Raw genomic sequence first — 23,754 nt, 5'->3', positions numbered from 1 at the left:
CACCGCGCCTTCCGTCCGTCAGATGGTGCCGTCTACGCCTTCGTGGCCGCAGCGATCGTGTTCTCGGCGATCGTGTCCTCCTCGCGCCCGGGGGTGCGGAGGTTCCACTTCTTGATCACGAAGCTGAACAGGAAGTAGTAGACGACCGCGTAGCCGAGCCCGATCGGGATGAGCCAGATCGCCCCGTCGGCCTTGCCGAAGTTCAGCACGTAGTCGATCGCGCCGGCCGAGAACGAGAACCCGTCGTGGATCCCGAGCGCGTTCACGAGGGCGAGCGAGGTACCGGTGAGCACCGCGTGGATGATGTAGAGCGGGAACGCCACGAACATGAACGAGTACTCGAGCGGCTCGGTGATGCCGGTCACGAACGAGGTGAGCGCAGCCGAGAGCATGATGCCGCCGACGAGCTTCCGGTTCTGCGGCTTCGCGTTGCGCCAGATCGCCAGCGCACCGGCGGGCAGCGCGAACATCATGATCGGGAAGAAGCCGGTCTGGAAGATGCCCGCGGTCGGGTCGCCGGCGAGGAAGCGCGCGATGTCACCGTGGTAGGTGGTGCCACCCGTGGTGAAGCTGCCGAGCTGGAACCACGGGAAGAAGTTGAGCAGCTGGTGCAGCCCGACCGGGATGAGCATGCGGTTGACGAAGCCGAAGATGCCACCGCCGAGGACGGCGTTGTCCGCGACGGCCTGGCCGGCAGCGGTGAGCGCGATGTCGAAGTACCGGTAGAAGAACGACATCACGACGGCGATGAGGAGACCAGCGACCGCGGTCAGGATCGGCACGAGGCGGCGGCCCGAGAAGAAGCCGAGGAAGTCGGGCATCTTCGTCCGGTGGAAGCGTTCCCAGAGAACCGCGGAGACGAGACCCATCACGATGCCGCCGAGGACACCGAAGTTGATCGTGGCCTGGTTGCCGTTCGCGTCCTTCACGCCGTCGAGGACGATCGGGGACATGGCCGCGAAGACCTGGTACATGACCATGTAGCCGACGACCGCGGCGAGCGCCGTGGTGCCGTCCGACTTCTTCGCCCACCCGATCGCGATGCCGACCGCGAAGAGCAGCGGCAGCCACGTGAAGACGCCGTTGCCCGCGGCGGCGATGATCGTCGCGCCCTTCTCGAAGCCCGGGATCGCCCCGAGCATGTCGGCCTGACCGAGGCGGAGCAGGATGCCCGCGGCGGGCATGACCGCGATCGGGAGGAGCAGGCTCCGACCGAGGCGCTGCGCGTTGGCGAAGAAGCGGGACTGCTTCTTCGGGGTCTTCTTCTCCGGCACGTCCGTGGCTGTGGTGGCGCTCATCGGAGGTCCTCTCGTCATTGGGTGGAGCTGTCGGGGTGAGGTTGAGTCGTGCAGCCAGCGCAGGTAACCTCGGCGGTGTCGCCAGGTCCGGTCCTGTCCGGTCATGACCAGTTCCGTAGTCTGATCCGAGACCGGTCCCGTGTCAACCTGATGCGAGAACCTGTAACGAGGAGGAAACGATGGCCGACATCAAGGCAGCCGACATCATCGCCGCACTGGGTGGCGCCGCCAACATCGAAGAGGTCGAAGGCTGCATCACGCGCCTCCGCGTCGAGGTGGAGGACGGCGACCTCGTGGACAAGGCCGCGCTGCAGGCCGCTGGCGCCCAGGCCGTCGTCGGTGGTGGCACCGGCTGGCAGGTCATCGTCGGCACGGTCGCCGACAACCTCGCGCAGGACATCCAGGACGAGCTGTGACGAGCGTCCGGACCCCGTTCGCGGGCCCGGTCGTCTCGCTCGCCGACGTGCCCGACCCGGTGTTCGCCGGGCAGCTCGTCGGCGCCGGCGTCGCAGTGGACCCGACGGGCGTCGAAGGGGCGGTCACCGCGGTGGCACCCGTCGACGGCTCGATCGTGAAGCTGCACCCGCACGCGTTCGCGCTGCAGGGTTCGGCGGGGACCGACGTCCTCGTGCACATCGGCATCGACACGGTGAAGCTCTCGGGCGAGGGCTTCGAGCTGCTCGCGGCCGAGGGCGACACCGTCAGCGCCGGCGACCCGATCGTCCGGTTCACCCCGTCGGTGATCTCGGCCGCGGGCTACTCGCCGATCTGCCCCGTCGTGGTGCTCGGCTCCGCACCGGACTCGATCGCGCAGGACGCGGTCGGCACCACCGTCCGCGACGGCGACACCCTCTTCGACGCGTAGCCGCGGGGCGGGGGCGAGCCGCGCCTCCCGAGGGTCCCGTTGCCCGTCTCGCCCGCTGCCCGTCGCGCGAAAGCGACTGTGTGCCGCCGAACGTTCGCGGCACACAGTCGCTTTCGCGATGCTGATCGCGGGGCGTGGCGAGATGTGTCGCTCTCGCGATGCAGACCGCCGCGCTACGCGACCGCCTGGGACGCGGTGACCTCCATCTGCACGCGGTACCGGTCCGACCGGTACCACGAGCGGGTGTGCTCGACCGGGCGCTCCCCCGCGTACGACACCCGGTCGAACTCGAGCACCGGCGCACCCGTCTTCGTGCCGAGCAGGGTCGCGACGTCGTCCGCGGCCGGGTTCGCCGCGACGGTCTGCTGCGCGCGGTCGATGGGCGTGCCGTACTCGCTCGCGATGATCGAGTAGACCGATCCGGACAGGTCGTGGTCGAGCAGCCCCGGGAACGCGTCGGCGACGAGCCACGCGTCGTCGAGCGACACCGGCGCACCGTCCGCCATCCGCAGACGCTTCACGTGGAAGGCCGTGACGTCCGGGTCGAGCCGCAGTGCCGCGGCGGTGTCCGTCGGCGGCACGCGTTCCTCGCGGACGAGCACCACCGTCGTGGGCACGTGGCCCATCGCCCGCATCTCCTCGGTGAAGGACGCCAGGTGCAGCGTCGACTGCACCGGACGGTGTGCGACGAAGGTGCCCTTCCCGCGGACGCGCTCGAGGTAGCCCTCGTTGACGAGCTGTCCGAGGGCCTCCCGCACGGTGATCCGGGACACCCCGTACTCGGCGATGAGCTGGCGTTCCGACGGGATCGCCGCACCGGGTGCGAGCCGCGAGGTGGCCAGCTCGAGGAGGATGCGCCGCAGCTGCTGGTGCTTCGGTTCGGCGCCCTCGGTGATCCGGCTCGTCATGCGTCCCTCGTGCTCCGTCGCTGGTCCTTGGGGTGGTCATGCGCGGACATGACCAGTTCCCATCACAGTAGCGAGTCCCCCTCCGAACGCCAACGTGCATGACAAGATGACGGCCGTGACCACCGTGGTGATCGTCGACGACGAGACGCTCGTCCGGTACGGCTTCGAGCTCATCCTCGGCGCCGCGCCGGACATCGACGTCGTGGCGACGACCGGGGACGTCGACGCCGTCGCGGTGATCCGTGCGCACGCGCCCGACGTCGTGCTGCTCGACGTGCGGATGCCCCGGGTGAACGGGCTCGAGGTCCTCCGGGAACTGCAAGCGTTCCCCGACCCGCCCGCCGTCGCGATGCTCACCACGTTCGACACGGACGAGTACGTCGGCCAGGCGATGGAGCTCGGTGCAGCGGGGTTCCTGCTCAAGGACACCGACCCCGAGGGGCTGGCGGAGTACGTCCGCGTCCTCGCCCGCGGCGGGGTCGTCCTGGCACCCGGCGTCGACCGGTCCCGGCTGTTCGCCGCGCGGCCGGCGGGTGCGGCACTGCCACCGCTGTCCGATCGCGAGCACGCGGTCCTCCGGCTGGTCGCCGACGGCGCGAGCAACCCGGAGATCGGCCAGCGACTCGGCGTGAGCACCGGCACCGTGAAGGAGGACGTCCGCTCGCTCCTCGCCGCGTTCGGCGTGCCCACCAGGGTGCAGCTCGCGCTGCGCGCCGCCGAGGCAGGACTGCTGGATGGCTGAGCTGCGGACGAGCGCTCGGCTCCGGCGTGCGCTCGTGGCGACCGACGGGAGGCTCGACCGCCTCGTCGACGCCGGCCTGCGCTGGGCACGCACCCACCGTGCACCCTGGTGGCTGGTCGATGCGCTGTTCGTCGCGGCCGCGGTGGCCGACGCCGTGCTCGACATCTCCGGCGCGACCACGCTCGAGACCTGGCTGTCGCTCCTCGCGGCGGCGGCGCTGCTCCTCCGCCGACGGTTCCCCGTGCTCGCGTTCGCCCTGACGATGCCCGGGCTCTTCGTCGGCTCCGCCGTGGTCGCCGCGAGCGTCGCGCTCTTCACGCTCGGGGAACGCACGAGCCGCCGGTGGCTCATGCTCCTCGCCGCGCTCGTGCAGTTCGTCGGCTTCGGCGGGTTCGTCGGACCGCCGCAGACCCTCGACGAGATCGTCGTGTCCGTCGTCTACGCCCTCATCTTCGCGCTCGGCCCGCTCGCCGTCGGACTGCTCGTCCAGACCCGTGCCCGCCTGACCGACCAGCTCGCCGAGGTCCACCGGGCCCGCGAGGACGAACGCCGCCAGGCCGCCGCCGTGGCGCTCTCCCGCGAACGAGCACTCCTGGCGCGCGAGATGCACGACGTCGTCTCACACCAGGTCACCCTCATCGCGGTGCAGGCCGGGGCGATGCAGATGGCCGGGCGGGACGAAGCCGAGCGCGGGTTCGCGCGGACGATCCGGCAGCTGTGCGTCGTCACGCTGCAGGAACTGCGCGAGATGGTCCAGGTGCTCCGGGCATCGGGCGGCACCGACCGCGAGATCGCGCCGCAGCCCGTGCTCGCCGACCTGCCGCGGCTCGTCGCGGAGAGCGGCCTGGAGACGAGCACCACCGTCGACCTGCCCGACACCCTCGCGCAGCCGCTCCAGCGCGCCGTGTACCGCTTCGTCCAGGAGGGCCTGACGAACGTCTGGAAGCACGCTCCCGACGCGACCGTCCGGGTGAGCGGGCGCATCCACGGGGACCAGGTGCTCGTGGACGTCGTCAACGGTCCGGCGCGGAGGGACCGCCTCGAGCTGCCGGGGTCGGGGCTCGGTCTGATCGGCCTCGGCGAACGCGCGTCGCTCCTCGGCGGCAGCATGGAGTCGGGTCCGCAGCCCGACGACGGGTTCGCGCTGCACCTGCGACTCCCGGTCGAGCACGTGCCCGTGGCGCGGCCGGTCTGAGCCGTCATCCCGCGGGCCAGGGCCGGTGGCCGATCGGCCACCGCGGTTCACGCCACGGGTCGATGACGCCGCGCTGGCGGTCCGCTGTGATGAGAGCGTGGCACCCGCTCCGCTGATCGCACGACTCCGTCGCTTCCCGCTCTCCGTCGCGGTGGCGCGGTCGTGAGTCCGACGGAGTGGCTGCTCGCGACCCAGTTGCAGGCACCGTCGAAGCTCGTCCCGATCGACGTCGCGTTCGCGGTGCTCGCGGTCGTCGTGCTGCTGCCGGTCGTCCGGTCGTCGCCCGCACGATCCGCCGGCGGTCGTCGGCCGTCGTGGCGGGGCGTCGGCGTCCGGGCCGCGATCGCCGCAGCTGCCGCCGTCGTCACGCTCGTCGTCTGTTGGATCGTGAGCGACGTGCTCGACGTGTTCGGGGTCTCCCTCAGCCCGGTCACTCGGATGTGGACCGCGATCGCGGCGGCGGGACTCGCCCTGGCGGTCACCGGCATCGTGCAGGGCGGCCGCTGGCGCCGGGTGCTCGCCGTCGTGCTCCTGCCGGCCGCGCTGATCGTCCCCGCGCTCGGGGTGAACGTCGAGTTCGCCAAGTACCCGACGCTCGGGACCGTCGTGCAGAGCAACCCCTACCCGTCCCTCGACCTGCACGCCGCACCGGCGGCCGCCCTGCCTGCCGTCGGCGAGGTCCGCACCGTCGACATCCCCGGCGCCCGCTCGGGCTTCCCCGCACGGCCCGCCGTCGTGTACCTGCCGCCCGCCGCACTCGTCCGAGATCCCGCACCGCTGCCCGTCGTGCTCGCGTTCTCCGGCCAGCCCGGGGCCCCGAGCGACATGTTCACCGCCGGGCAGATGAGCACCGTGCTCGACGCCTCCGCCGCAGCGCACCACGGCCGGGCACCGATCGTCGTGTCCGTCGACCAGCTCTCCGCCCCGGGGCTGAACACGATGTGCGTCGACTCGCGGCTCGGGCGGTCGGCCACCTACGTCACCGAGGACGTCCCCCGCTGGCTCACCGACCACCTGCCCGTCACCACGGACCGGCGGGCGTGGGGGCTGGTCGGGTTCTCGCAGGGGGCGACCTGCGCCATGCAGTTCATCACCGCGGCCCCGGACCGGTTCGGCGCGGCGCTCGCGATCTCGAGCGAGATGCAGCCGACCGACCAGAACCCGCAGCACAGTGCCGACCAGGCGTTCGGCGGGTCGGTCACGGCGTGGAAGGCAGCTGCACCGATCGCGCAGATGCATGCACGAGGGACCCACGCGCTCGACGGGCACGACCTCTGGCTCACGGCGGGGTCCTCCGACCACGCGTTCAGTCGCAACGCCCGGGCGCTCGGTGCCGCTGCGCGGAAGGCCGGGGCGCACTGCGACGTCGCGTTCGCGCCCGGGAGCGGGCACGACTGGAACACCGTGCAGTGGTCGCTGCGCACGGAGTTGCCGCGCGAGGCCGATGCGCTCTTCGGGGCACTGCGGTGAGGCACGTCGTGCTGGCGGTGGTGGCGCTCGTGGGGGTGGTCGTGCTGACGCTCGGACCCGCAGCGATGGCTCCGCTCGCCGCCGTGGTGCTCGCCTTGTGCTCGATCGCCGGGGGCGCATCCGCTCCGGCGGCCGGGCGCGGGTCAGGCGTTGGCGACGAGCCAGGCCCGCTGCGCCCGTGACAGCGCGCGGTCGGCCCAGACCTGCCGCTCGACGCCGTCCGGCAGTGCGGCGGAGGTCGACCCCTGCCACACGAGCGAGAGCCCCGCGCGCGCGAGCGCCGCAGCCGACGCGGGGTTGCTCGTGAGCACCCGCCCGGTGATCGGTGCTCCGGGTCCGACGTCGTGCGCGGCTCCGACAGCTGCTCGCGCGATCTCCGTCGCGTACCCCTTGCCCCAGGCGGACGGCGCGAGCCGGTAGCCGAGGTTCCACACCCCCGCGGCGGTCATGTCGACACCGCCCACCCCGAGGAACGCGTGGTCCGTCGCATCGCGGACCGCCCAGGAGCCGAGGCCGTGGCGAGCGCGACCGCCGATCTTCCGCTGGACGAGGTCCACGGTCGAGGCCCGCACCGCGTGCCGCCCGGCGGGGAGGTGGGTCCACGTGCGGGCGTCGGAGTACACACCGTGGACGTCGTCGATGTCGGCGGGGGTCAGCGGTGTGAGCAGGAGGCGATCCGTTCGGATCTCCTGCGAGGGCATCAGGAGCTGGTGGACCATGGCTCGATCATCGCCCCGCCCACCGACATCCGGGTGAACAGCGCGCCACGATTGCGGAAGTCCGCACGGGGCATGATCGAGGGCTGACCCGCGACACCTAGTCGAGCAGCAGCGCCGGCTCCTCGAGCACGGACGCGACGTCGTGCACGAACCGGGACGCCACGTCCCCGTCGACGACCCGGTGGTCGAACGACGCGCCGATCGTGGTCACCATGCGCGAACGGACCTCGCCGTCCACGACCCACGGCTTCGGCTTGATCGTGCCCATGGCCACGATCGCGACCTCGCCCGGGTTGAGGATCGGCGTGCCGGTGTCCATGCCGAACACCCCGATGTTCGTGATCGACACGGTGCCGTTCGCCATCTGCTTCGGCGTGGTCTTGCCGTCCCGGGCCGTCAGGGTCAGTTCCTCGAGGGCCTGCGCCAGCTCGAGCAGCGACATGTCCTGCGCGTCCTTGATGTTCGGCACGATGAGGCCGCGCGGGGTGGCCGCCGCGATGCCGAGGTTCACGAAGTGGTGGACGATGATCTCGCGGTCGGTCCAGGTCGAGTTCACCGAGCGGTTCCGGCGGACGGCCCAGATCACGGCCTTCGCGACGATGAGGAGCGGGGAGACCTTCACGCCGGCGAACGTCGGGGACGACTTCAGCCGCTTGACGAACTCCATCGTGCGGGTCGCGTCGACGTCGACGAACAGCGAGACGTGCGGCGCGGTGAACGCGGACGTGGTCATCGCGGTCGCGATCGCCTTGCGGACGCCCTTGACCGGGATCGTCTCGCTGCGGACGTCGCCCCACTCCGGGGTCTCGATGTTGCGGAAGACGCTGGCCTGCTTGGCGTGCCGGATGACGTCGTCGCGGGTGACCTCGCCAGCGAGCCCGGTGGCGACGACCTCGGTCAACTCGACGCCGAGGTCCTTCGCGAGCTTGCGGATCGGCGGCTTCGCGAGGACGTTGGTCGCGGCGCTCTGCTTGCGGGCGGAGCCTGCGGTCTGGGCGGTGATCGCTTCGGCGGTGGTCTCCTCGCCGGGGTCGGTGGCGGCTTCCGCCGCGGCGGCTGCGTCCGCACTGGAGGCGCGGCTCACCTCGGCCGCGAGGGCCGCGGCCCGGCGCGCACCCGGCTTCCGACGGGACGGGGACGAGGTCGCGGAGCCGTAGCCGACGAGGACGGCGCCGGAGGACTCGTCGGTGCCGACGACCGTGGCGTCGATGGCGACCGGCTGCGCCGGCGCAGCCCGAGCAGGCGCGGGAGCCGCGGCGGGAGCTGGAGCGGGCGCCGCGACCTGCGCGTGCACTGCCGGCGTCTGCGCGACCGGAGCGGCGGGTGCGGGCGGTGCCGGCGGGGTGGGGGCGACCACGGGACTGGTCGGGACGCTGTCGGCGACGGGAGCCGCACCTCCCGACAGACCACCGAGCGGCGCACCCGACGCGACCGTCGCGTCGGACTCGACGCGGATGATCGGCTTGCCGACCTCGACGGTGTCGCCCTCGGAGACGAGGAGCCCGGTCACCGTCCCCGCGAACGGCGAGGGCAGCTCGACGAGGGACTTCGCCGTCTCGATCTCGACGAGCACCTGGTCGACGGCGATCTCGTCACCGATCGCGACGCGCCACTGCACGATCTCGGCCTCGGTGAGGCCTTCGCCCACGTCGGGCAGGGGGAATTCGGCGGCGGCCACTACGGCTCCTTCGGCGTTCTGGTCGGGCTCGGACAGTGGGTCAGTAGGCGAGGGCGCGGTCGACGGCCTCGAGGACGCGGTCGGCGTCCGGCAGGTGCAGGTGTTCGAGCTTCGACACCGGGAACGGCACGTCGAAGCCGGAGACCCGGAGCGGCGGCGCCTGCATCGTGTAGAACGCCTTCTCGGCGACCGTCGCGGCGATCTCGCTGCCGACGCTCACGAAGCCGGACGCCTCCTGCGCGATGACGAGGCGGCCCGTCTTCCGGACCGAGGCGAGCAGCGGCTCCCAGTCGATCGGCGAGATCGAGCGGAGGTCGATGACCTCGCAGCTGGTGCCTTCGGACTCGGCGATCTCGGCCGCCTGCATGAGGGTCGCCACCATCGCGCCGTGGCCGACGAGGGTGACCTCGGTCCCGGTGCGGGCGACGCGGGTCGTGTGCATCGGGACGTGCCCGTCGACCAGGTCGACCTGACCCTTCGGCCAGTAGCGGGACTTCGGTTCGAGGAAGACGACCGGGTCCTTCGAGGCGATGGCCTCCTGGATCATCCAGTACGCGTCGTTCGGGGTGCTCGGGCTCACCACGCGGAGGCCCGGGGTGTGCGCGAAGTACGCCTCCGGGGACTCCTGGTGGTGCTCCACGGCGCCGATGTGGCCGCCGTAGGGGATCCGGATGACGACGGGCAGCGACATGTGCGCGGGCAGCCGGTTCGCCATCTTCGCGAGCTGCGAGGTGATCTGGTCGAAGCCCGGCCACACGAAGCCGTCGAACTGGATCTCGACGACCGGACGGTAGCCACGGAGCGCCAGGCCGATCGCGGTGCCGATGATCCCGGCCTCGGCGAGCGGGGTGTCCCGGACGCGCTCGGGGCCGAACTTCTCCTGCAGGCCCTCGGTGATGCGGAAGACGCCGCCGAGGGCGCCGATGTCCTCGCCCATCAGCAGGACCTTGTCGTCGGACTGCAGCGCGGCGGCGAGTCCGGCGTTGAGCGCCTTGGCCATCGTGAGGGTCGGCGTGGGGTCGCTCGGGACCTCACCGGCACCCGGGTGGGAGCGGAGCGTGTAGTCGAAGAGCTGCTCGGTGGTGCTCATGCGTGGGCGTCCCCTTCGTGAGCCGCTTCGTACCGTTCGAGCCAGGCCTTCTGCTCGGCGACGAGCGGGTGCGGCTCGCGGTACACGTTGTCGAACATGACGTCGACCGACGGCGGCGTCAGGGCCACCGTGCGACGACGGACGTCGGCGGCGATGTCCTCGCCCTCCTCGTCGAACGCGGCGAACTGCTCGTCGGTGACGCCCTTCGAGCGGAGGTACGCGGCCGACCGGGTGATCGGGTCGCGCTCGACCCACGCGGACAGCTCGTCGTCACCCCGGTAGCGGCTCGGGTCGTCCGAGCTGGTGTGCGCACCGATGCGGTAGGTGTCCGCCTCGATGAAGGCCGGGCCCTGCCCGCTGCGCGCGTGGTCGGTCGCGACGACCGATGCCGTGTAGGAGGCGAGGATGTCGTTGCCGTCGATGAGCACGCTCGGGATCCCGAAGCCGCGCGGCCGGTCGACGAGCGGCGTCGGCGACTGCACGGACACCGGCACCGAGATCGCCCAGTGGTTGTTCTGCAGGAAGAACACGACCGGTGCCTTCGTCGAGGCGGAGAACACGAACGCCTCGTTGACGTCGCCCTGGCTGGTCGCGCCGTCGCCGAAGTACACGATCGAGCATGCGTCCCGGTCGGGGTCGCCCGTACCGACGTCGCCGTCGAGCTTCTGGCCGAGGGCGTACCCGGTGGCGTGCAGCGTCTGCGACCCGATCACCAGCGTGGAGATGTGGGTGTTGCCGCGCTCGTCCGGGTCCCAGCCGCCGTGCGTCTGCCCGCGGTACATCGCGATGATCTCCATCGGCTCGACGCCGCGGTGCATCGTGACGGCGTGCTCGCGGTACGACGGGAACACGTGGTCCTGGGCGCGCAGGGCGAACACCGACCCGGTCTGGGCGGCTTCCTGCCCGTGGCTCGGCACCCAGAGCCCGAGCTGGCCGGTGCGCTGCAGGTTGTGGCCGGCGTGGTCGAACCGACGGGTGAGCACCATGCGGCGGTGCATCGCCAGCAGGGTCTCGTCCGGGATCGCCCGCGCGGCGGCGGCGAACTCGGCGTTCTCGTCGGTCTCCACGAAGCGACCCTGAGGGTCGAGGAGCCGGACGGTGGTCGTCGCGGGGGCCGCGGCGCGGAATGACATGCGGGCCAGCGTAGCGGCAGCGACTACCGGGCTGCCTGGAGGTCCCCCACAAGCGAGCGTGCGGTTTCGAGGAGCGTTCCCACAGCCTCGTGCTCGCCGATCGAGACACGGATCCCCTCGGGTGCGAAGGCCCGGACGATGATCCCGGCGCGCTCGAACGCTTCGGCCGCGACCGCCGTGGACTCGCCCGTCGGCAACCACACGAAGTTGCCCTGCGCGTCGGGGACCGCCCAGCCCTGTTGCCGCAGCGCTGCGACGATGTGGTCGCGGGAGGCGGCGAGTTCGGCGACCCGCTCGAGCAGCTCGGTCTCGCGCTCGAGGCTGGCGAGTGCGGCGGCCTGCCCCTGCGCCGTGACGGACAGCGGGATGGCGCACGCGCGGACGGCGTCGAGCACGTACGCCGGGCCGAGGGCGTACCCCACCCGGAGCCCGGCGAGCCCGTAGGCCTTCGAGAAGGTCCGGAGCACGACGAGGTTGGGGTACCGCTCGAGGAGCGCGGGGCCGCGGACCGCGTCCGGGTCGGTGACGAACTCGGCGTAGGCCTCGTCGAGGACGACGAGCACGGTGGCGGGCACCCTGGCCATGAACGCCTCGAACTCGGTGCCCGTGACGATCGGACCGGTCGGGTTGTTCGGGGTGCAGACGATCACGATGCGGGTGCGTTCGGTGACCGCGGCGGCCATGGCGTCCAGGTCGTGCCCGCCGTCGGCACGGTTCGGCACCTGCACGCTCGTGGCGCCGGCGACCGTGACGACGCCCGGGTACGCCTCGAAGGACCGCCACGCGTAGACGATCTCGTCGCCGGGTCCGGAGGTGGCCTTCGCGAGCTCGTGCAGGATCGCGACGCTGCCGGGGGCGACGTGGACCTCGTCGACGGTGGTGCCGTAGCGGTTCGCCAGGACGGCCCGGACGGCGAGGGCGGTGGCGTCGGGGTAGCGGTTGAACGCGGTCTGCGCCTGCACCGCCTCGACGACGCCGGGCAGCGGCGGGAACGGGTTCTCGTTGCTGGACAGCTTGAAGGCGTCGGCTGCGGCCTGTCGTCCCTGCTTGTACGGGGGCAGGACCGCGATCTCGGGCCGGATGTGCACGCGCTCGTCACTCACGTGACCAGGCTACCCGGGCGGGGCGCGGACCCCACCGGCACGAGCGCGGGGAACCGAGGGCATCATGGACGCATGCGATTCCTCGTCCGCCTCGTCGTCAACGCCGTCGCGCTCTGGCTCACCACGCTCATCGTGAGCGGCGTCTCCGTCACGCCGTTCGGCGACGGCGGCACCACCGCGACGGTGCTGACCTTCCTGCTCGTGGCGTTCGTGTTCGGTCTCGTGAACGCCGTGATCGGCACGCTCATCCGGATCGTGGCGTTCCCGCTCTACATCCTCACGCTCGGCCTCATCTCGCTCATCGTCAACGCGGTGCTGCTCCTCATCGTCGCCGGGATCTCGGACGCGATCGGGTTCGGGCTCGACGTCGACTCGTTCGGCTGGGGCATCGTCGGGGCCTTCGTGCTCGCGGTGTTCTCGTGGCTGATCGGCCTGTTCGTCCGGCCGGTGCTCAACCGCCCGCGCGCGTGAGGCGAGCCCACGACGCCGCACCGGCGTCGCGGACCGGACTCCCCTGCGTCATGATGTCCCCATGACCACGGACGCCGGAGCCCTCTTCCGCGTCTCGTTCGTCTGCAGCGGCAACATCTGTCGTTCCCCGATGGCGGGCATCGTGTTCGCGCAGCTCGCGGCGGACGCCGGCATCGCCGACCGCTTCCAGGTGGACTCCGCCGGCACCGGTGACTGGCACGTCGGCGAGCCCGCCGACGAGCGCACGATCGCAGCCCTCGCCGCGCGCGGATACGATGGGAGCAGGCATCGCGCCCGTCAGTTCGACCCGGACCGGTTCCCGGACCTCGACCTGGTGGTCGCACTCGACCGCTCCCACGAACGCATCCTGCGGTCGTGGGCCCCGACGATGGACGACGCCGCCAAGGTGACGCTCCTGTTGCGGTACGACGACGCCTGGCCCCAGCAGACCGACGTACCGGATCCGTACTACGCGGACCGGCACGAGTTCGACCGAGTGCTCTCGACCGTCGAACGGGCCTGCCGGGCGCTCTTCCGCCAACTCGAGCCGGCAGTCCGTCAGGGAGCCCCATGACCCCCCTTCCCCCGCAGCCGATCAGCCCGCTCGACGGGCGCTACTACCCGATCGTGCACACGGTGGGCGAGCACCTCTCCGAGGCCGGCCTCAACCGCGCGCGCATCGTGGTCGAGGTCGAGTGGCTCATCTTCCTGACCGACCACGCGATGTTCACCACGTCGCCGCTCAGCGTCGACGACAAGGCCGCACTCCGACGGGTCGTGGAGACCTTCGGCCAGGACCAGATCGCCGAACTCGCCGAGATCGAGGCGACGACCCGCCACGACGTGAAGGCGGTCGAGTACTTCGTCCGTCGTCGTCTGGCCGACCTGGGCCTCGACGCGATCGCCGAGCTGACGCACTTCGCCGCGACGAGCGAGGACGTCAACAACCTGTCCTACGCGCTCACCGTCCGCGACACCGTGGAGCAGGTCTGGCTGCCGGCCTACCGGGCCGTCCTCGCCGCACTCCGCGCGATGGCCGAGGAGCTCAAGAGCGTCCCGATGCTCTCGCACACCCACGGGCAGCCGGCGACGCCGACGACGCTCGGCAAGGAGCTCGCGGTCGTCGTCTACCGCCTCGAGCGCGTGCTCGCCCAGATCGAGGGCGGCGAGTACCTCGGCAAGTTCTCCGGCGCGACCGGCACGTTCTCGGCGCACCTCGCGGCCGACCCCGAGGCCGACTGGCCGGCACTGTCGAAGGAGTTCGTCGAGGGGCTCGGACTCACCTGGAACCCGCTCACCACGCAGATCGAGTCGCACGACTGGCAGGCCGAGCTGTACGACCGGGTCCGCCACGCGAACCGGATCCTGCACAACCTCGCGACCGACGTGTGGACCTACATCTCGATGGGGTACTTCACGCAGATCCCGGTGGCGGGCGCCACGGGGTCGTCGACGATGCCGCACAAGATCAACCCGATCCGGTTCGAGAACGCCGAGGCGAACCTCGAGATCTCGACGGCGCTGTTCTCCACGCTGTCCGAGACCCTCGTGACCTCCCGCCTGCAGCGCGACCTCACCGACTCCACCACGCAGCGGAACATCGGCGTCGCGTTCGGGCACTCGCTGCTCGCGCTCGACAACCTGCGTCGCGGGCTCGGCGAGATCTCGGTGAACGAGGCACGGCTCGCCGAGGACCTCGACCACAACTGGGAGGTCCTCGCCGAGGCGATCCAGACGGTGATCCGGGCCGAGGTCACCGCCGGGCAGTCGAACATCGAGGACCCGTACGCGATGCTCAAGGAGCTCACCCGCGGCAAGCGCATCGGGCAGGCGGACCTCGTCGCGTTCGTGAACGGCCTCGACATCTCGTCGGGCGCCAAGGCGCGGCTGACGAACCTGACGCCGGCGACGTACACGGGGCTCGCGGACGAGCTGGTCGACCACCTCGACGTCTGACGCGTCGGTCCCGTCGTGCGCCGACGCGTCGGCGCCGTCGTGCGCTGACGCGTCGGCCTGGAGGCGCGGTGCGGCCCCGCCGCCCATCGCACCACCTCAGGCGGTGACGTCGCGCGCCTCGGCGACCAGCGCCTCCAGGACCGTGCGCACCGCGGGACGGACCGCGCGGTCGGGTCGGACGAGCGCCTCGATCCGCCTGCCCGCGCGGACGTCGGCGAGCTCGGCGAGCCGGAACCGTCCGGGTGCCCTCGTGCCCGACGTGTACCGGGGCACGAGCGCGATCCCGTGCCCGGCAGCCACGAGGTTCTCGATGACGGGCAGGTGGATCGTCCGGAACCCGACGCTCGGTGGGGTGTCGGTCGCCGCCGCCATCGCGGTGAGGACCCGGTCGATCGGGTAGCCCTGCGGGACGCCGATCCACGCCTCGCCGACGACCTCGCCGATCGCGACCCTGGCGCGGTCCGCGAACCGGTGTCCGGGCGGCAGGGCGACGTCGAGCGGTTCACGGAGCAGCGGGACCGTCTCCAGGGCCTCCCGTCCGGCCGGTGGCGCTCCGTCCGGCCGGTGCCCGATGACGACGTCGTGGTCGGCGGCGAGCGGGCCGAACTCGTCCTCGCTGACGTCCACGTCGACCAGCACCAGCTCGATGCCGGGGTGCTCGCGCATCCGGCTGAGGAGTCCGGGCAGGAGCAGCTCCGCCGCCGACGGGAAGATCGCCAGGTCCACCCGGCCCGCTTCCCCGCCGAGGTGTTCCCGCCACGCGGCGTCCACCTGCGCGATCGCGGTCGCGACGCCCGTGGCCAGGCTCGCGAGCACGCGGCCGTCCTCGGTGAGCCGGACGCCGCGCCCGATCCGCTCGATGAGCGGCACGCCGACCTGCCGTTGGAGCGTCTGCAGCTGCTGGGACACCGCGCTCGGTGTGCGGTGGGTGGCGGACGCGACGGCGGTGACGCTGCCCCGCTCGGCGAGCTCGCGGAGGACGGCGAGGAGCTGGACGTCGAAGTCGACCATGCAGGGAGGCTACAACGTCCCTTCCGCAAGTGTCGCTGGTGCTACATCGTCAGGGGCGGCACGCTGGAGCCGTGCACGCCCGTGATCGTCTCCTCGCCGTGGTCGTCGCCGTCGTCTGGGGCCTCAACTTCCCCGCGACGGCGCTGGCGCTCGAGCACTTCCCGCCGTTCCTGCTGGCTGCGATCCGGTTCACCCTGCTGGCGGTACCGACGGTGCTGCTCGTGCCGCGGCCGCGGATCCCGTTCGGACGACTGCTGCTCGTCGGCCTGGGGCTCGGGGTCCTGCAGTTCGCGTTCCTGTACCTCGGGATGGCCGCCGGGCTGCCCTCCGGGCTCGCCTCGCTCGTGCTGCAGGCGTCCGCACCGTTCACGGTCGTGCTCGCCGGGGTGTTCCTCCGCGAACGACTGACCGGACGGCAGGTGATCGGCGTCACGGTCGCCGTCCTCGCCCTGGCCGCCATCGCCGTGCACCGGGCGCAGGCGGCGGCGCTGCTGCCCGTGGTGCTGGCGTTGTGTGGTGCGCTCGGGTGGGCGATCGGCAACGTCGCCACGCGGCGGGCGGGCGCGTCGAACCCGCTGCACCTCACGCTCTGGTGGTCGATCGTGCCGCCGATCCCGATGGCCGTGCTGTCGTTCGTCGTCGAGGGGCCGTCACGCATCGGGAACGCGCTCGGGACGGCCTTCACCGCGGAGGCACTCCCGGCCGACCTCGGGCTGCTCTACATCGTGCTGGTCGCGACGCTCGTCGGGTACGGCATCTGGTCACGGCTCATGGCGACCTACCCGTCGAGCACCGTCGCCCCGTTCTCGATGCTCGTGCCCGTGGTCGGGGTGCTCGCGTCGTGGGCGGCGTTCGGCGAGGTGCCGGACGTGGTGGAGGTCGTCGCGGGCCTGGTCGTGGTCGCGGCGGTGCTCTGGTCGTCCCGCCCGGCTCGGGTGCCGCTCGTGCCGGGGGTCCGGCCGGCGGCGGTCAGCCCCGGTGCTGCCGACGTTCCGCGATGATCCCGGCGAGCGCCCCGCGCAGGTGCGGGTAGCGGAACTCGAACCCGGCCTCGACCAGCCGGGTGGGCACCACCCACCGGCTCTTCAGCACGAGTTCGGTCTCGGTCCGGATCGCGAACGACCCGATCTCGAGCATCCACCGCCACGTGGGGAGACCGAACCGTCGCCCGACGGCGTCCCGGATCGTCGCCATCACGGTGCGGTTGTCCGAGGGGTTCGGGCTCGAGACGTTCACCGGTCCGTCGATGTGCTCGTGGTCGCGGACGAAGCGGATCGCGCCGAGCACGTCGGCGATGTGGACCCAGCTGAACTTCTGCCGCCCGTGGGTGTGCCGGTCGTGGTGGTACGTGCCGGCCCGGAGCCGGGAGCGGGTCGGGAACCACGGCCCGTCGTACTGCGGGCCGCCGAGTCCCGCCTGCGCGAGCCGGAGCAGCGGCACCAGGGCGCTGCCGTCACCGAGGACGATCGCCATGCGGAGCGCGACCCGTCGGGTACCGGGCAGGTCGGCGGCGAACAGGGCGTCCTCCCACGCCTTCGCGACCGAGACGGAGAAGCCCTCGCCGAGCTCCCCAGTCGCCTCGTCCTGGGGACGATCGTCGGCGTGCCGGTAGATCGTCGCGGTCGAGGCGTTCACCCACAGCGGCGGCGGCTGCTCGCTCGTGCGGATCGCCTCGGCCAGCTCGAGCGTGGTGTCGACCCGGGAGCGGATGATCTCCGCACGGTTGCGCCGCCCGTACCGGCAGTTCACGCTCTTGCCCGCCATGTTCACGACGAGCGCGGCACCGTCGACGAGTTCGCGGATGCGCAGGGTGTTGCCCCAGACCGCGTCGCCGGTGCGGCCGATCGTGACGACCTGGTAGCCCTCGTCGCGGAAGGCGTCCTGCAGGTACCGCCCGACGAAGCCGCTCGCCCCCGCGATCACCACCCTGCCCGTGGTCGCTGCGTCGTTCATCGTGTCCCCCTGTCTCGGTCCGGCGCGATCTCGTACCGGAACGCCCCCTCGTACCGGTACAGCGTGCCGATGACCGGGGCGCTGAGCACCAGGGACACGCGCTGCAGGTCGGCATCGTCATCGAATCGTTCCACGAGCGTCACACGCGGGCTCAGAGCGGCCGGGAGGCGCACCTCGCGTCCCAGCGCACGGAACGTCACACGCGTGGAGACCAGGCGCAGGGCGCCCGCGTCGGGACCGGTCCCGTCGACCTCCGTCCGGAGCAGGGCGCTGACGCGCCCACGGCGACCGAGGTGGTCGACGAGGCCGGCCGGTTCGGCGGTGATGGCGTCCACCATCGTGCGGGATCCGGAGCGGAAGCGGAAGGTGCGGTGCGCGCGGACGGCGACCCGAGCCTCCTGGCCGCTCCGGGCCCCGCGCTGGACGCGAGCCGGGCGGTTCTCGACGGTGAAGGGGACGTCCCGTTCCCATACCGGGAACATGACGGCGTCGCGGGCGAACCAGGCGAGCAGCGGCCAGAGCCAGCGTCGGGGCGTGCCGACGACGTCGAACGTGCCCTCACCCCGGCCGACGTGACCGGCCGGGATCGGGCCGAAGTACGCCTGCAGTCTCGGGTGCAACCGCGCGAGGACCTCCGGTGGGGTGCTCAGCTCGTACGGCGACCTGGTCACGTCCCCGATCCTGGCATGTCGTCGGTGCCGGTCCCTACGATGTCGCTCATGGGACACGACCACGGTGCAGGGCACGCGCACGGACACGCGTCCGAGCGTGCGCTGCTCGTCGCGTTCTGCATCTCGGCGGGGATCCTCCTGACCGAGGTGGTCGGCGCCGTCGTCACCGGATCCCTCGCGCTGCTCGTCGACGCCGGGCACATGGTGGTCGACACGGGCGGGCTCGGCATCGGGCTCGTCGCGACACGCCTGGCGCGCCGGAGCCCGACCGCGCAGCGGACGTGGGGGTTCCAGCGGGCGGAGGTCCTCGGTGCCACCGCGCAGGCGGCGATCCTGCTCGCGGTCGGGGTCTACGTGATCATCTCGGCGGTCCAGCGGATGGTGGTCCCGGCGGAGATCCACTCCGGGCCGCTGCTCGTGTTCGGTGTGATCGGGCTCGTCGGCAACCTCGTCGCCTACGCCGTGCTGGTGCGGGCGTCGGGCGAGGGGTTCACCTCCCGCGCCGCGCGGCTCGAGGTCCTCAACGACACGCTCGGCTCGGTCGCGGTGATCGGTGCGGCAGTCGTGCTCATGGCCACCGGGTGGGAGCGGGCGGACTCGGTGGCGGCGATCCTCATCGGGCTGCTCATCCTGCCGCGGGCGGTCCGGCTGCTCCGCGAGACCGCGAACGTCCTGCTCGAGTCGACGCCGCCGGGGCTCGACCTCGACGACGTGCGCGGGCACATCCTCGAGCTCGACCACGTCATCGCGGTGCACGACCTGCATGCGACGCTCGTGGCGACCGGGGTCCCGAACCTGACCGCGCACGTGGTGGTGGATGACGAGTGCTTCTCGACGGCGCACGCCCCGCGGATCCTCGACGAGCTGCAGCAGTGCGTGGCGGAGCACTTCGACGTGCCCGTGGAGCACTCGACGTTCCAGTTGGAGCCGGCGTCGCACCGGCGGCACGAGCACGAGGTGCACGCGTAGGGCGCAGGGCGCGGAGTGCGCGCGCTGCGTCACTGTGAAACGACATCGCCGATGTCGTACGACGACCGCGATGTCGCCCCGGTCAGCAGCCGCCGTCGGACGTCGGGAACGCCGTGATCACGCGGTCCGTGGTGGCCGACACGATGACGCGGACGAACGGCTCCGCGGCAGGCCGGGAGCCGTCGTCGAACCGCACGGGCGCCGCGTAGCAGACCTTGCCGTCGCCGGCGTCCTGCGGGTACCCCGCCGCCGGGGACTCGAGCGCGGTCTGCACCGCGGTGAGCATGGCGTCGTCCCAGTCCCGGGAGCCGTGGCCCGACACCACGTCCTGCCAGTCCTGGGTGTGGCGGATCCTGATGTGCTCGTAGCCCTGCCCGGAGGTCCCGCACTGCAGCACGACCTCCCCGAGTGAAGCGGTGTCGTAGCGGGCGACGGTCCCTCGGGAGTCCGTGCTGCACCGGTCGAGGACGGCGTCGCCGGGGATGTCCGGCCCCGTGCGGGTGATCGTGACCGTCCCGTCGGTGGCCGTGCCGTCGCCGGCGGTCGCACTCGGGACCACCTCCACGCTGGACCCGCCGAGCACGGGGTCGTCCGAGCCGCGCTGTGCGGTCAGGGCGACGCCCCCTGCGATGAGGCCCGCGGCCAGCACGGCGGCGACGCCCGTGATGACGGAACGGCTGCGCTTCTGGGACACGCGCCCAGTATGCCGGAGGGGAGCCGCGCCTCCAGGCGGCTTCGCCGGCTCCCGCCCCCCCAACGGAACCAGGTTCCGGGCACAACACCGCGAAGACGCGTGGTGCTGTGTCCGGAACCTGGTTCCGGGGGCAGGGGGCGGCGCGGCGGCGCGGCGCGCCCTACGCGCGCGCGGCCAAGCGCGAACCGGCGACCACGGCGAGGACCGCCACGAACACGACGTACCCGAGCAGCACCGGCAGCGTCGGCAGCACGAGCAGCGCCGCGCCGACCGCGACCACCGGCACAGTCAGCCCGGCGTAGGCGATGAGGAAGGTCGCCGCGAGGACGCCACCTCGGCGGGAGGGCTCGACGAGCGCCCCGGCACTGCCGATCGACGCCCGGAACAGCAGCCCGACACCGGCACCGGCGATGACCCCGCCACCGATGAACCCGGCGACCTGCAACAGCACCGCGGCCACGGCGAGGATCACGAGCCCGCCGACGAGCAGGACCATCCCGAGCCGGATCTGGGTCCGCTGCGCGAGCTTCGCGAACACGATCTGCGAGACGGCACTGGCAGCGAAGACTCCGAACGTGGTCGCACCCGCCGCGAGCCGGTCGGTCACGTGGAACGTCGTCCCGAGGAACGTCGGCGCGACCGAGGTGAAGAGCCCCTGCACCGCGAGTGCGGCGAACGCGGCGGTGCCGGCGGCCCAGAACGCACCCGCCTTGCCCTCGGGAGCCTGCAGCCGCTGGGGACTGTACGGCACGGGTGACGTCGGACGGTCGACGGTCTCCGGCGCTGCGAGCACCACCACGAACGCGACGGCGAGCGCGATGACGAACACGACGTACGGCACCATGAGCGGCTGCCCGACGAACTCCGCGAGGGCTCCGCCGACGAGCGCACCGAGCGACAGGCCACCGAGGTTCACCGCTCCCGCGACGACACCGGCGCCCGACGCGGACGACGAGGACCCGGTCGCACGGACCCGGAGCTCGCCGAGGTGCGCGGTCGCGGTCGCGGTCAACAGGCCGACCCCGAGGCCGGTCACGAGCCGTGCCACGATGAGGCCGCTGACGTCGTTCCAGAGCAGGAACAGCACCGCCGCGACGAGTTCGAGGGCGATGGACACGAGGATGAGCGGCCGGCGGCCGTGCACGTCACTGAGGTGTCCGGCGAGGAACAGCGCTCCCACGACACCGACGCCGTACGCCGCGAACACCACGGTCGTGGTGAACGTCGGGAACCCGTCGCGGGCCTGGTAGATGACGTAGAGCGGGGCGGGGACGGTGGCGAAGGCCATCACCGAGAGGAACGCGAAGGCCACGGCCCAGAAGCCGAGACCGTGGCGGCGACGGGTGTGCGCGCGACGCCCACGGGGAGCGGGGACGACGGCCGGTGCGGGAGCGGTGGACGTGTCGGTGATGGTTGCCATGCTCCGATGGTGCCGTCCGCCGGCCATCGAGTCCAACGGACCTTCTTGATGACGAGCATCGATCTGGTCGATACTCGGGAGATGGAGACGCGTCTGCTCGAACAGTTCGTGACCGTCGCTGCCGAGGGCAGTGTCACCCGTGCCGCCGAGCGGCTCTGGGCGGCGCAGTCGACCGTCTCCGCGGGGATCGCCTCGCTGGAACGCAGCCTCGGCGTCCGACTGTTCGACCGCACCGGGCGGCACCTCGTGCTCACCACCGCGGGCGCGGACCTGCTCCCCCACGCCCGCGCCGTGCTCGAGTCGCTCGACCGGATGCGCGACCTCGCGACGGCCTCGGACGCGGACCTCCGCGGACGGGTCCGTCTCGGCATCTTCACGAGCATGGACATCGTCGACCTCATCGGCGTCTTGCGGCGGTTCCGGCAGCGGCACCCGCTCGTCACCGTCGAGCTCATGACCTCGCCGTCCGGGACCACGGGCCTCGTGCAGGACCTCGTCGCCGGCCGGCTCGACATCGCATACAGCGGGCTGCCGGGCGTCCCGAGCGGCGTCCACGTGGAACCGTTGCGCGAGATGCCCTTCCGGGTGTTCACCGCCCCGGACCACCGGTTCGCGGACCGCGCTTCAGTCTCGCTCGCCGAGCTCGCCGACGAACCGTTCATCGACACCGCCTACGGTTTCGGCAACCGGGTGATCCTCGACACGGCACTCGAACGGCTCGGGATCCGCCGGCGGATCGTCGCGGAGATGAACGACATGCCCGCGGTCGTCCGGTTCGCCTCGGCCGGCCTCGGAGTCGGCGTCGTCCCGGACTCCGGGGTGCGCCACGACGGCGCGGTGCTGGAGCTCACGGACGACGTGGAGCCGCTCCGGATCGGGCTCGCCACCCGGACGTCCCCGGAGCCCACCCGCGCAGTGCGGACGCTGGCCCGCGACATCGTCGCGGCCCGCGTCGTCTGAGGTCCGCCACTGACGGACTGAAGGCGCGGGTCGTCCCCGCCGCGCGCCTCCAGGCCGTCAGTCCCCCCAGATCGTCCCGATCAACGCTCCGAGGAGGTTGTCGGTCGGGACGTTGGTCTGGTCGATGACGACCCACCCGTCGCCGCGCGTGTAGTACGTGTAGGCGCGGTCGACGCCGTAGGGCTCGACGACGGACACGGTCTGGCAGAAGGTCCCACCGTCGCGTTCGCTGCAGGTGCCGCCCTCGCCCCTGATGATCGCGAGGTTGTCCGCGATCTTCTGCGGTGTCCAGACACCCGCGGTGATCTCGATCCCCGTGATGTCCGCCTGCGGATCCCGCCACAGGCACCGCAGGTCGGCCTCGTCGCTGGACGTTCCGAGCTCCCGGTACTCCTGCGGGGTGTTCGGGAGCTCGGGCTTGATCTGCACGAGCGGAGTGGTCCCGAAGAGCCGGTCGTAGTCCGCGGCCGGCACGAGTGCGCGGCAGTCGGTCGGGATCGTGGGGGTCACGTTGCGCACGGGCGTCGGCGATGGGCGGGGCGTCGGCTTCTCGGTGATGGGAGCGGACGTCGGCGTCGTCGCGGACGGTGCCGGCACGGGCTGCTGCGTCTGCGTCGGCGCGGCGACGGGCTGCTCGTCCTGCTGGGAGAGCGACAACGCCACGGCGCCGGTCGCGGTGCCGATCGCGAGGAGACCGACGACCCCGAGCGCGATCCCCGGACGGAACCGACGGCGCGTCCGATGCGGGGTGGCGCGTTCGAGGACGTGCTGCTTCATCGAGACGAGCATGCGCTGCAGGTCGTCTCCCTCGGGGGGCTCAGTGTTCATCGTGCATCACCACCTTCTTCAGTCGGCGTCGGGTGCGGGAGACCCGTTGGGTGACCGCCCCGACGCTGAGGCCCAGCATCTCGGCGGCTTCGGCGTAGGAGTGCCCGTCGAGCAGGCAGAGCTCGCAGATGCGTCGGTCGGTCTCGGGGAGCGCGGCGATCTCGTCGCGCACCCAGCGGAGGCGCTCCCGGGCGTCGGTGTGGTCCTCGGGTGCCGCGAGCTGCTCGGGGAGCTCGTCAGCACGGCGTCTGGCCTGCTTCCGTCCGGTGTTGAACGCGTGGTTGCGGCACACGACGAGGAGCCAGGGCAGCATCGTGTCGGCCGGGAGCTCCAGGGTCCCGGCGCGTTGCCAGAGCGTCAGGAAGGAGTCCTGCACGATCTCCTCGACGTCCTGCCGGTCGTCGGCGAGTGCCCAGGCGTACCGGGTCAGTGTCGCGGCGTACCGGTCGAACGCCCGGGCGAGGGCCGCCTTCTCGCCCCGTGCCATCGCCCGGACGATCGCCTCGTCCGTGTCGGTGCCGGTCGTCACGTCCACATCCCACCCCCTTCGAACAGAGGTGTCGGCAGGACCCGCGATCCTGACAGGACCGTGGCGGAATCGTGATCCCGGGCGTGTCGGT

At 71.9% G+C, this 23,754-nt stretch carries 25 protein-coding genes; 11 read left to right on the top strand and 14 right to left on the bottom strand.

Going from position 1 to position 23,754, the window contains the following annotated elements; genetic code table 11:
* Positions 1 to 32: 32 nt before the first annotated feature.
* Positions 33 to 1,298: a PTS transporter subunit EIIC gene (locus FS825_RS00440; protein ID WP_144709831.1), complete on the bottom strand. Its 1,266-nt coding sequence runs from the start codon at positions 1,296 to 1,298 to the stop codon at positions 33 to 35.
* 179 nt (positions 1,299 to 1,477) lie between these two features.
* Between FS825_RS00440 and FS825_RS00435 the strand changes: the two genes are divergently transcribed.
* Positions 1,478 to 1,714 carry a PTS sugar transporter subunit IIB gene (locus FS825_RS00435; protein WP_144709829.1) on the top strand — a complete coding sequence of 79 codons (237 nt, stop codon included), beginning with the start codon at positions 1,478 to 1,480 and terminating at the stop codon, positions 1,712 to 1,714.
* Entirely contained in the window at positions 1,711 to 2,163 is a 453-nt protein-coding gene (locus FS825_RS00430; RefSeq protein WP_144709827.1) for a PTS sugar transporter subunit IIA, read from the top strand. The genes FS825_RS00435 and FS825_RS00430 overlap by 4 nt, the downstream gene beginning before the upstream one ends.
* Before the next feature lie 173 nt (positions 2,164 to 2,336).
* Here FS825_RS00430 and FS825_RS00425 read toward each other — a convergent pair whose 3' ends face one another.
* Positions 2,337 to 3,071: a GntR family transcriptional regulator gene (locus tag FS825_RS00425; RefSeq protein ID WP_144709825.1), complete on the bottom strand. Its 735-nt coding sequence runs from the start codon at positions 3,069 to 3,071 to the stop codon at positions 2,337 to 2,339.
* A 106-nt stretch (positions 3,072 to 3,177) separates the two neighbouring features.
* Here FS825_RS00425 and FS825_RS00420 point away from each other — a divergent pair, with 106 nt between their 5' ends.
* The 3 genes from FS825_RS00420 to FS825_RS00410 all read left to right on the top strand — a co-directional run bounded on the left by FS825_RS00420 (position 3,178) and on the right by FS825_RS00410 (position 6,478).
* Positions 3,178 to 3,813, top strand: a complete 636-nt coding sequence (locus FS825_RS00420) for a response regulator (protein ID WP_186376990.1) — start codon at positions 3,178 to 3,180, stop codon at positions 3,811 to 3,813.
* Positions 3,806 to 5,008, top strand: a complete 1,203-nt coding sequence (locus FS825_RS00415; protein ID WP_144709823.1) for a sensor histidine kinase — start codon at positions 3,806 to 3,808, stop codon at positions 5,006 to 5,008. The genes FS825_RS00420 and FS825_RS00415 overlap by 8 nt, the downstream gene beginning before the upstream one ends.
* Before the next feature lie 162 nt (positions 5,009 to 5,170).
* Positions 5,171 to 6,478, top strand: a complete 1,308-nt coding sequence (locus tag FS825_RS00410) for an alpha/beta hydrolase (protein WP_144709821.1) — start codon at positions 5,171 to 5,173, stop codon at positions 6,476 to 6,478.
* Between the two features lie 143 nt (positions 6,479 to 6,621).
* Here FS825_RS00410 and FS825_RS00405 read toward each other — a convergent pair whose 3' ends face one another.
* The 5 genes from FS825_RS00405 to FS825_RS00385 form a co-directional block, all read right to left on the bottom strand.
* Positions 6,622 to 7,197 (bottom strand): GNAT family N-acetyltransferase, encoded by a 576-nt coding sequence (locus tag FS825_RS00405; protein ID WP_144709819.1) that lies wholly within the window; start codon positions 7,195 to 7,197, stop codon positions 6,622 to 6,624.
* 97 nt (positions 7,198 to 7,294) lie between these two features.
* Positions 7,295 to 8,875 (bottom strand): dihydrolipoamide acetyltransferase family protein, encoded by a 1,581-nt coding sequence (locus tag FS825_RS00400; RefSeq protein WP_144709817.1) that lies wholly within the window; start codon positions 8,873 to 8,875, stop codon positions 7,295 to 7,297.
* A gap of 40 nt (positions 8,876 to 8,915) precedes the next feature.
* Positions 8,916 to 9,875 (bottom strand): alpha-ketoacid dehydrogenase subunit beta, encoded by a 960-nt coding sequence (locus tag FS825_RS00395; RefSeq protein ID WP_144711161.1) that lies wholly within the window; start codon positions 9,873 to 9,875, stop codon positions 8,916 to 8,918.
* 86 nt (positions 9,876 to 9,961) lie between these two features.
* A complete protein-coding gene (locus FS825_RS00390) occupies positions 9,962 to 11,098 on the bottom strand; it encodes a thiamine pyrophosphate-dependent enzyme (RefSeq protein WP_144709815.1) in 1,137 nt (378 codons plus the stop codon).
* Between the two features lie 23 nt (positions 11,099 to 11,121).
* Positions 11,122 to 12,201 (bottom strand): histidinol-phosphate transaminase, encoded by a 1,080-nt coding sequence (locus FS825_RS00385; RefSeq protein WP_144709813.1) that lies wholly within the window; start codon positions 12,199 to 12,201, stop codon positions 11,122 to 11,124.
* Between the two features lie 72 nt (positions 12,202 to 12,273).
* On the opposite strand from FS825_RS00385, the gene FS825_RS00380 reads away from it, so the two are divergent.
* The 3 genes from FS825_RS00380 to purB all read left to right on the top strand — a co-directional run bounded on the left by FS825_RS00380 (position 12,274) and on the right by purB (position 14,628).
* Positions 12,274 to 12,672, top strand: a complete 399-nt coding sequence (locus FS825_RS00380) for a phage holin family protein (protein ID WP_144709812.1) — start codon at positions 12,274 to 12,276, stop codon at positions 12,670 to 12,672.
* A gap of 61 nt (positions 12,673 to 12,733) precedes the next feature.
* The gene (locus tag FS825_RS00375; protein ID WP_144709810.1) at positions 12,734 to 13,246 is read left to right on the top strand and encodes a low molecular weight protein-tyrosine-phosphatase; all 513 of its coding nucleotides are present in this window, start codon (positions 12,734 to 12,736) and stop codon (positions 13,244 to 13,246) included.
* Positions 13,243 to 14,628 carry an adenylosuccinate lyase gene (gene purB / locus FS825_RS00370; protein WP_144709808.1) on the top strand — a complete coding sequence of 462 codons (1,386 nt, stop codon included), beginning with the start codon at positions 13,243 to 13,245 and terminating at the stop codon, positions 14,626 to 14,628. Before FS825_RS00375 ends, purB begins: the two co-directional genes overlap by 4 nt.
* Positions 14,629 to 14,724: 96 nt before the next feature.
* On the opposite strand, the gene FS825_RS00365 is transcribed toward purB, so the two are convergent.
* A complete protein-coding gene (locus FS825_RS00365; protein WP_144709805.1) occupies positions 14,725 to 15,639 on the bottom strand; it encodes a LysR family transcriptional regulator in 915 nt (304 codons plus the stop codon).
* A 71-nt stretch (positions 15,640 to 15,710) separates the two neighbouring features.
* On the opposite strand from FS825_RS00365, the gene FS825_RS00360 reads away from it, so the two are divergent.
* Positions 15,711 to 16,640 carry an EamA family transporter gene (locus FS825_RS00360; protein ID WP_144709803.1) on the top strand — a complete coding sequence of 310 codons (930 nt, stop codon included), beginning with the start codon at positions 15,711 to 15,713 and terminating at the stop codon, positions 16,638 to 16,640.
* Here the strand turns inward: FS825_RS00360 and FS825_RS00355 are convergent.
* Both FS825_RS00355 and FS825_RS00350 read right to left on the bottom strand, forming a co-directional pair.
* Positions 16,609 to 17,592, bottom strand: coding sequence for an epimerase (locus tag FS825_RS00355; RefSeq protein WP_144709801.1), 984 nt, complete (start codon positions 17,590 to 17,592; stop codon positions 16,609 to 16,611). The genes FS825_RS00360 and FS825_RS00355 overlap by 32 nt on opposite strands.
* Positions 17,589 to 18,263: a DUF4166 domain-containing protein gene (locus tag FS825_RS00350; RefSeq protein WP_144709799.1), complete on the bottom strand. Its 675-nt coding sequence runs from the start codon at positions 18,261 to 18,263 to the stop codon at positions 17,589 to 17,591. Before FS825_RS00350 ends, FS825_RS00355 begins: the two co-directional genes overlap by 4 nt.
* Positions 18,264 to 18,311: 48 nt before the next feature.
* Here FS825_RS00350 and FS825_RS00345 point away from each other — a divergent pair, with 48 nt between their 5' ends.
* Entirely contained in the window at positions 18,312 to 19,232 is a 921-nt protein-coding gene (locus FS825_RS00345) for a cation diffusion facilitator family transporter (protein ID WP_144709797.1), read from the top strand.
* Positions 19,233 to 19,314: 82 nt separating this feature from the next.
* Here the strand turns inward: FS825_RS00345 and FS825_RS00340 are convergent, their stop codons facing one another.
* On the bottom strand, positions 19,315 to 19,926 hold the full coding sequence (locus tag FS825_RS00340; protein ID WP_144709795.1) for a hypothetical protein: 612 nt from the start codon (positions 19,924 to 19,926) through the stop codon (positions 19,315 to 19,317).
* Between the two features lie 160 nt (positions 19,927 to 20,086).
* Positions 20,087 to 21,346 carry an MFS transporter gene (locus FS825_RS00335; RefSeq protein WP_260980941.1) on the bottom strand — a complete coding sequence of 420 codons (1,260 nt, stop codon included), beginning with the start codon at positions 21,344 to 21,346 and terminating at the stop codon, positions 20,087 to 20,089.
* 48 nt (positions 21,347 to 21,394) lie between these two features.
* Here FS825_RS00335 and FS825_RS00330 point away from each other — a divergent pair, with 48 nt between their 5' ends.
* A complete protein-coding gene (locus tag FS825_RS00330) occupies positions 21,395 to 22,306 on the top strand; it encodes a LysR family transcriptional regulator (protein ID WP_186376989.1) in 912 nt (303 codons plus the stop codon).
* A 57-nt stretch (positions 22,307 to 22,363) separates the two neighbouring features.
* Here the strand turns inward: FS825_RS00330 and FS825_RS00325 are convergent, their stop codons facing one another.
* Both FS825_RS00325 and FS825_RS00320 read right to left on the bottom strand, forming a co-directional pair.
* A complete protein-coding gene (locus FS825_RS00325; protein WP_144709791.1) occupies positions 22,364 to 23,134 on the bottom strand; it encodes a superantigen-like protein SSL4 in 771 nt (256 codons plus the stop codon).
* Positions 23,124 to 23,663: an RNA polymerase sigma factor gene (locus FS825_RS00320; protein WP_144709789.1), complete on the bottom strand. Its 540-nt coding sequence runs from the start codon at positions 23,661 to 23,663 to the stop codon at positions 23,124 to 23,126. The genes FS825_RS00325 and FS825_RS00320 overlap by 11 nt, the downstream gene beginning before the upstream one ends.
* Between the last annotated feature and the right edge of the window lie 91 nt (positions 23,664 to 23,754).

Source organism: Curtobacterium pusillum, assembly GCF_007680845.1.
Taxonomy (GTDB): Bacteria; Actinomycetota; Actinomycetes; order Actinomycetales; family Microbacteriaceae; genus Curtobacterium; species Curtobacterium pusillum_B.
Note: the sequence above shows the minus strand (reverse complement) of the source record. Positions and strands in the feature narration are given on the sequence as shown.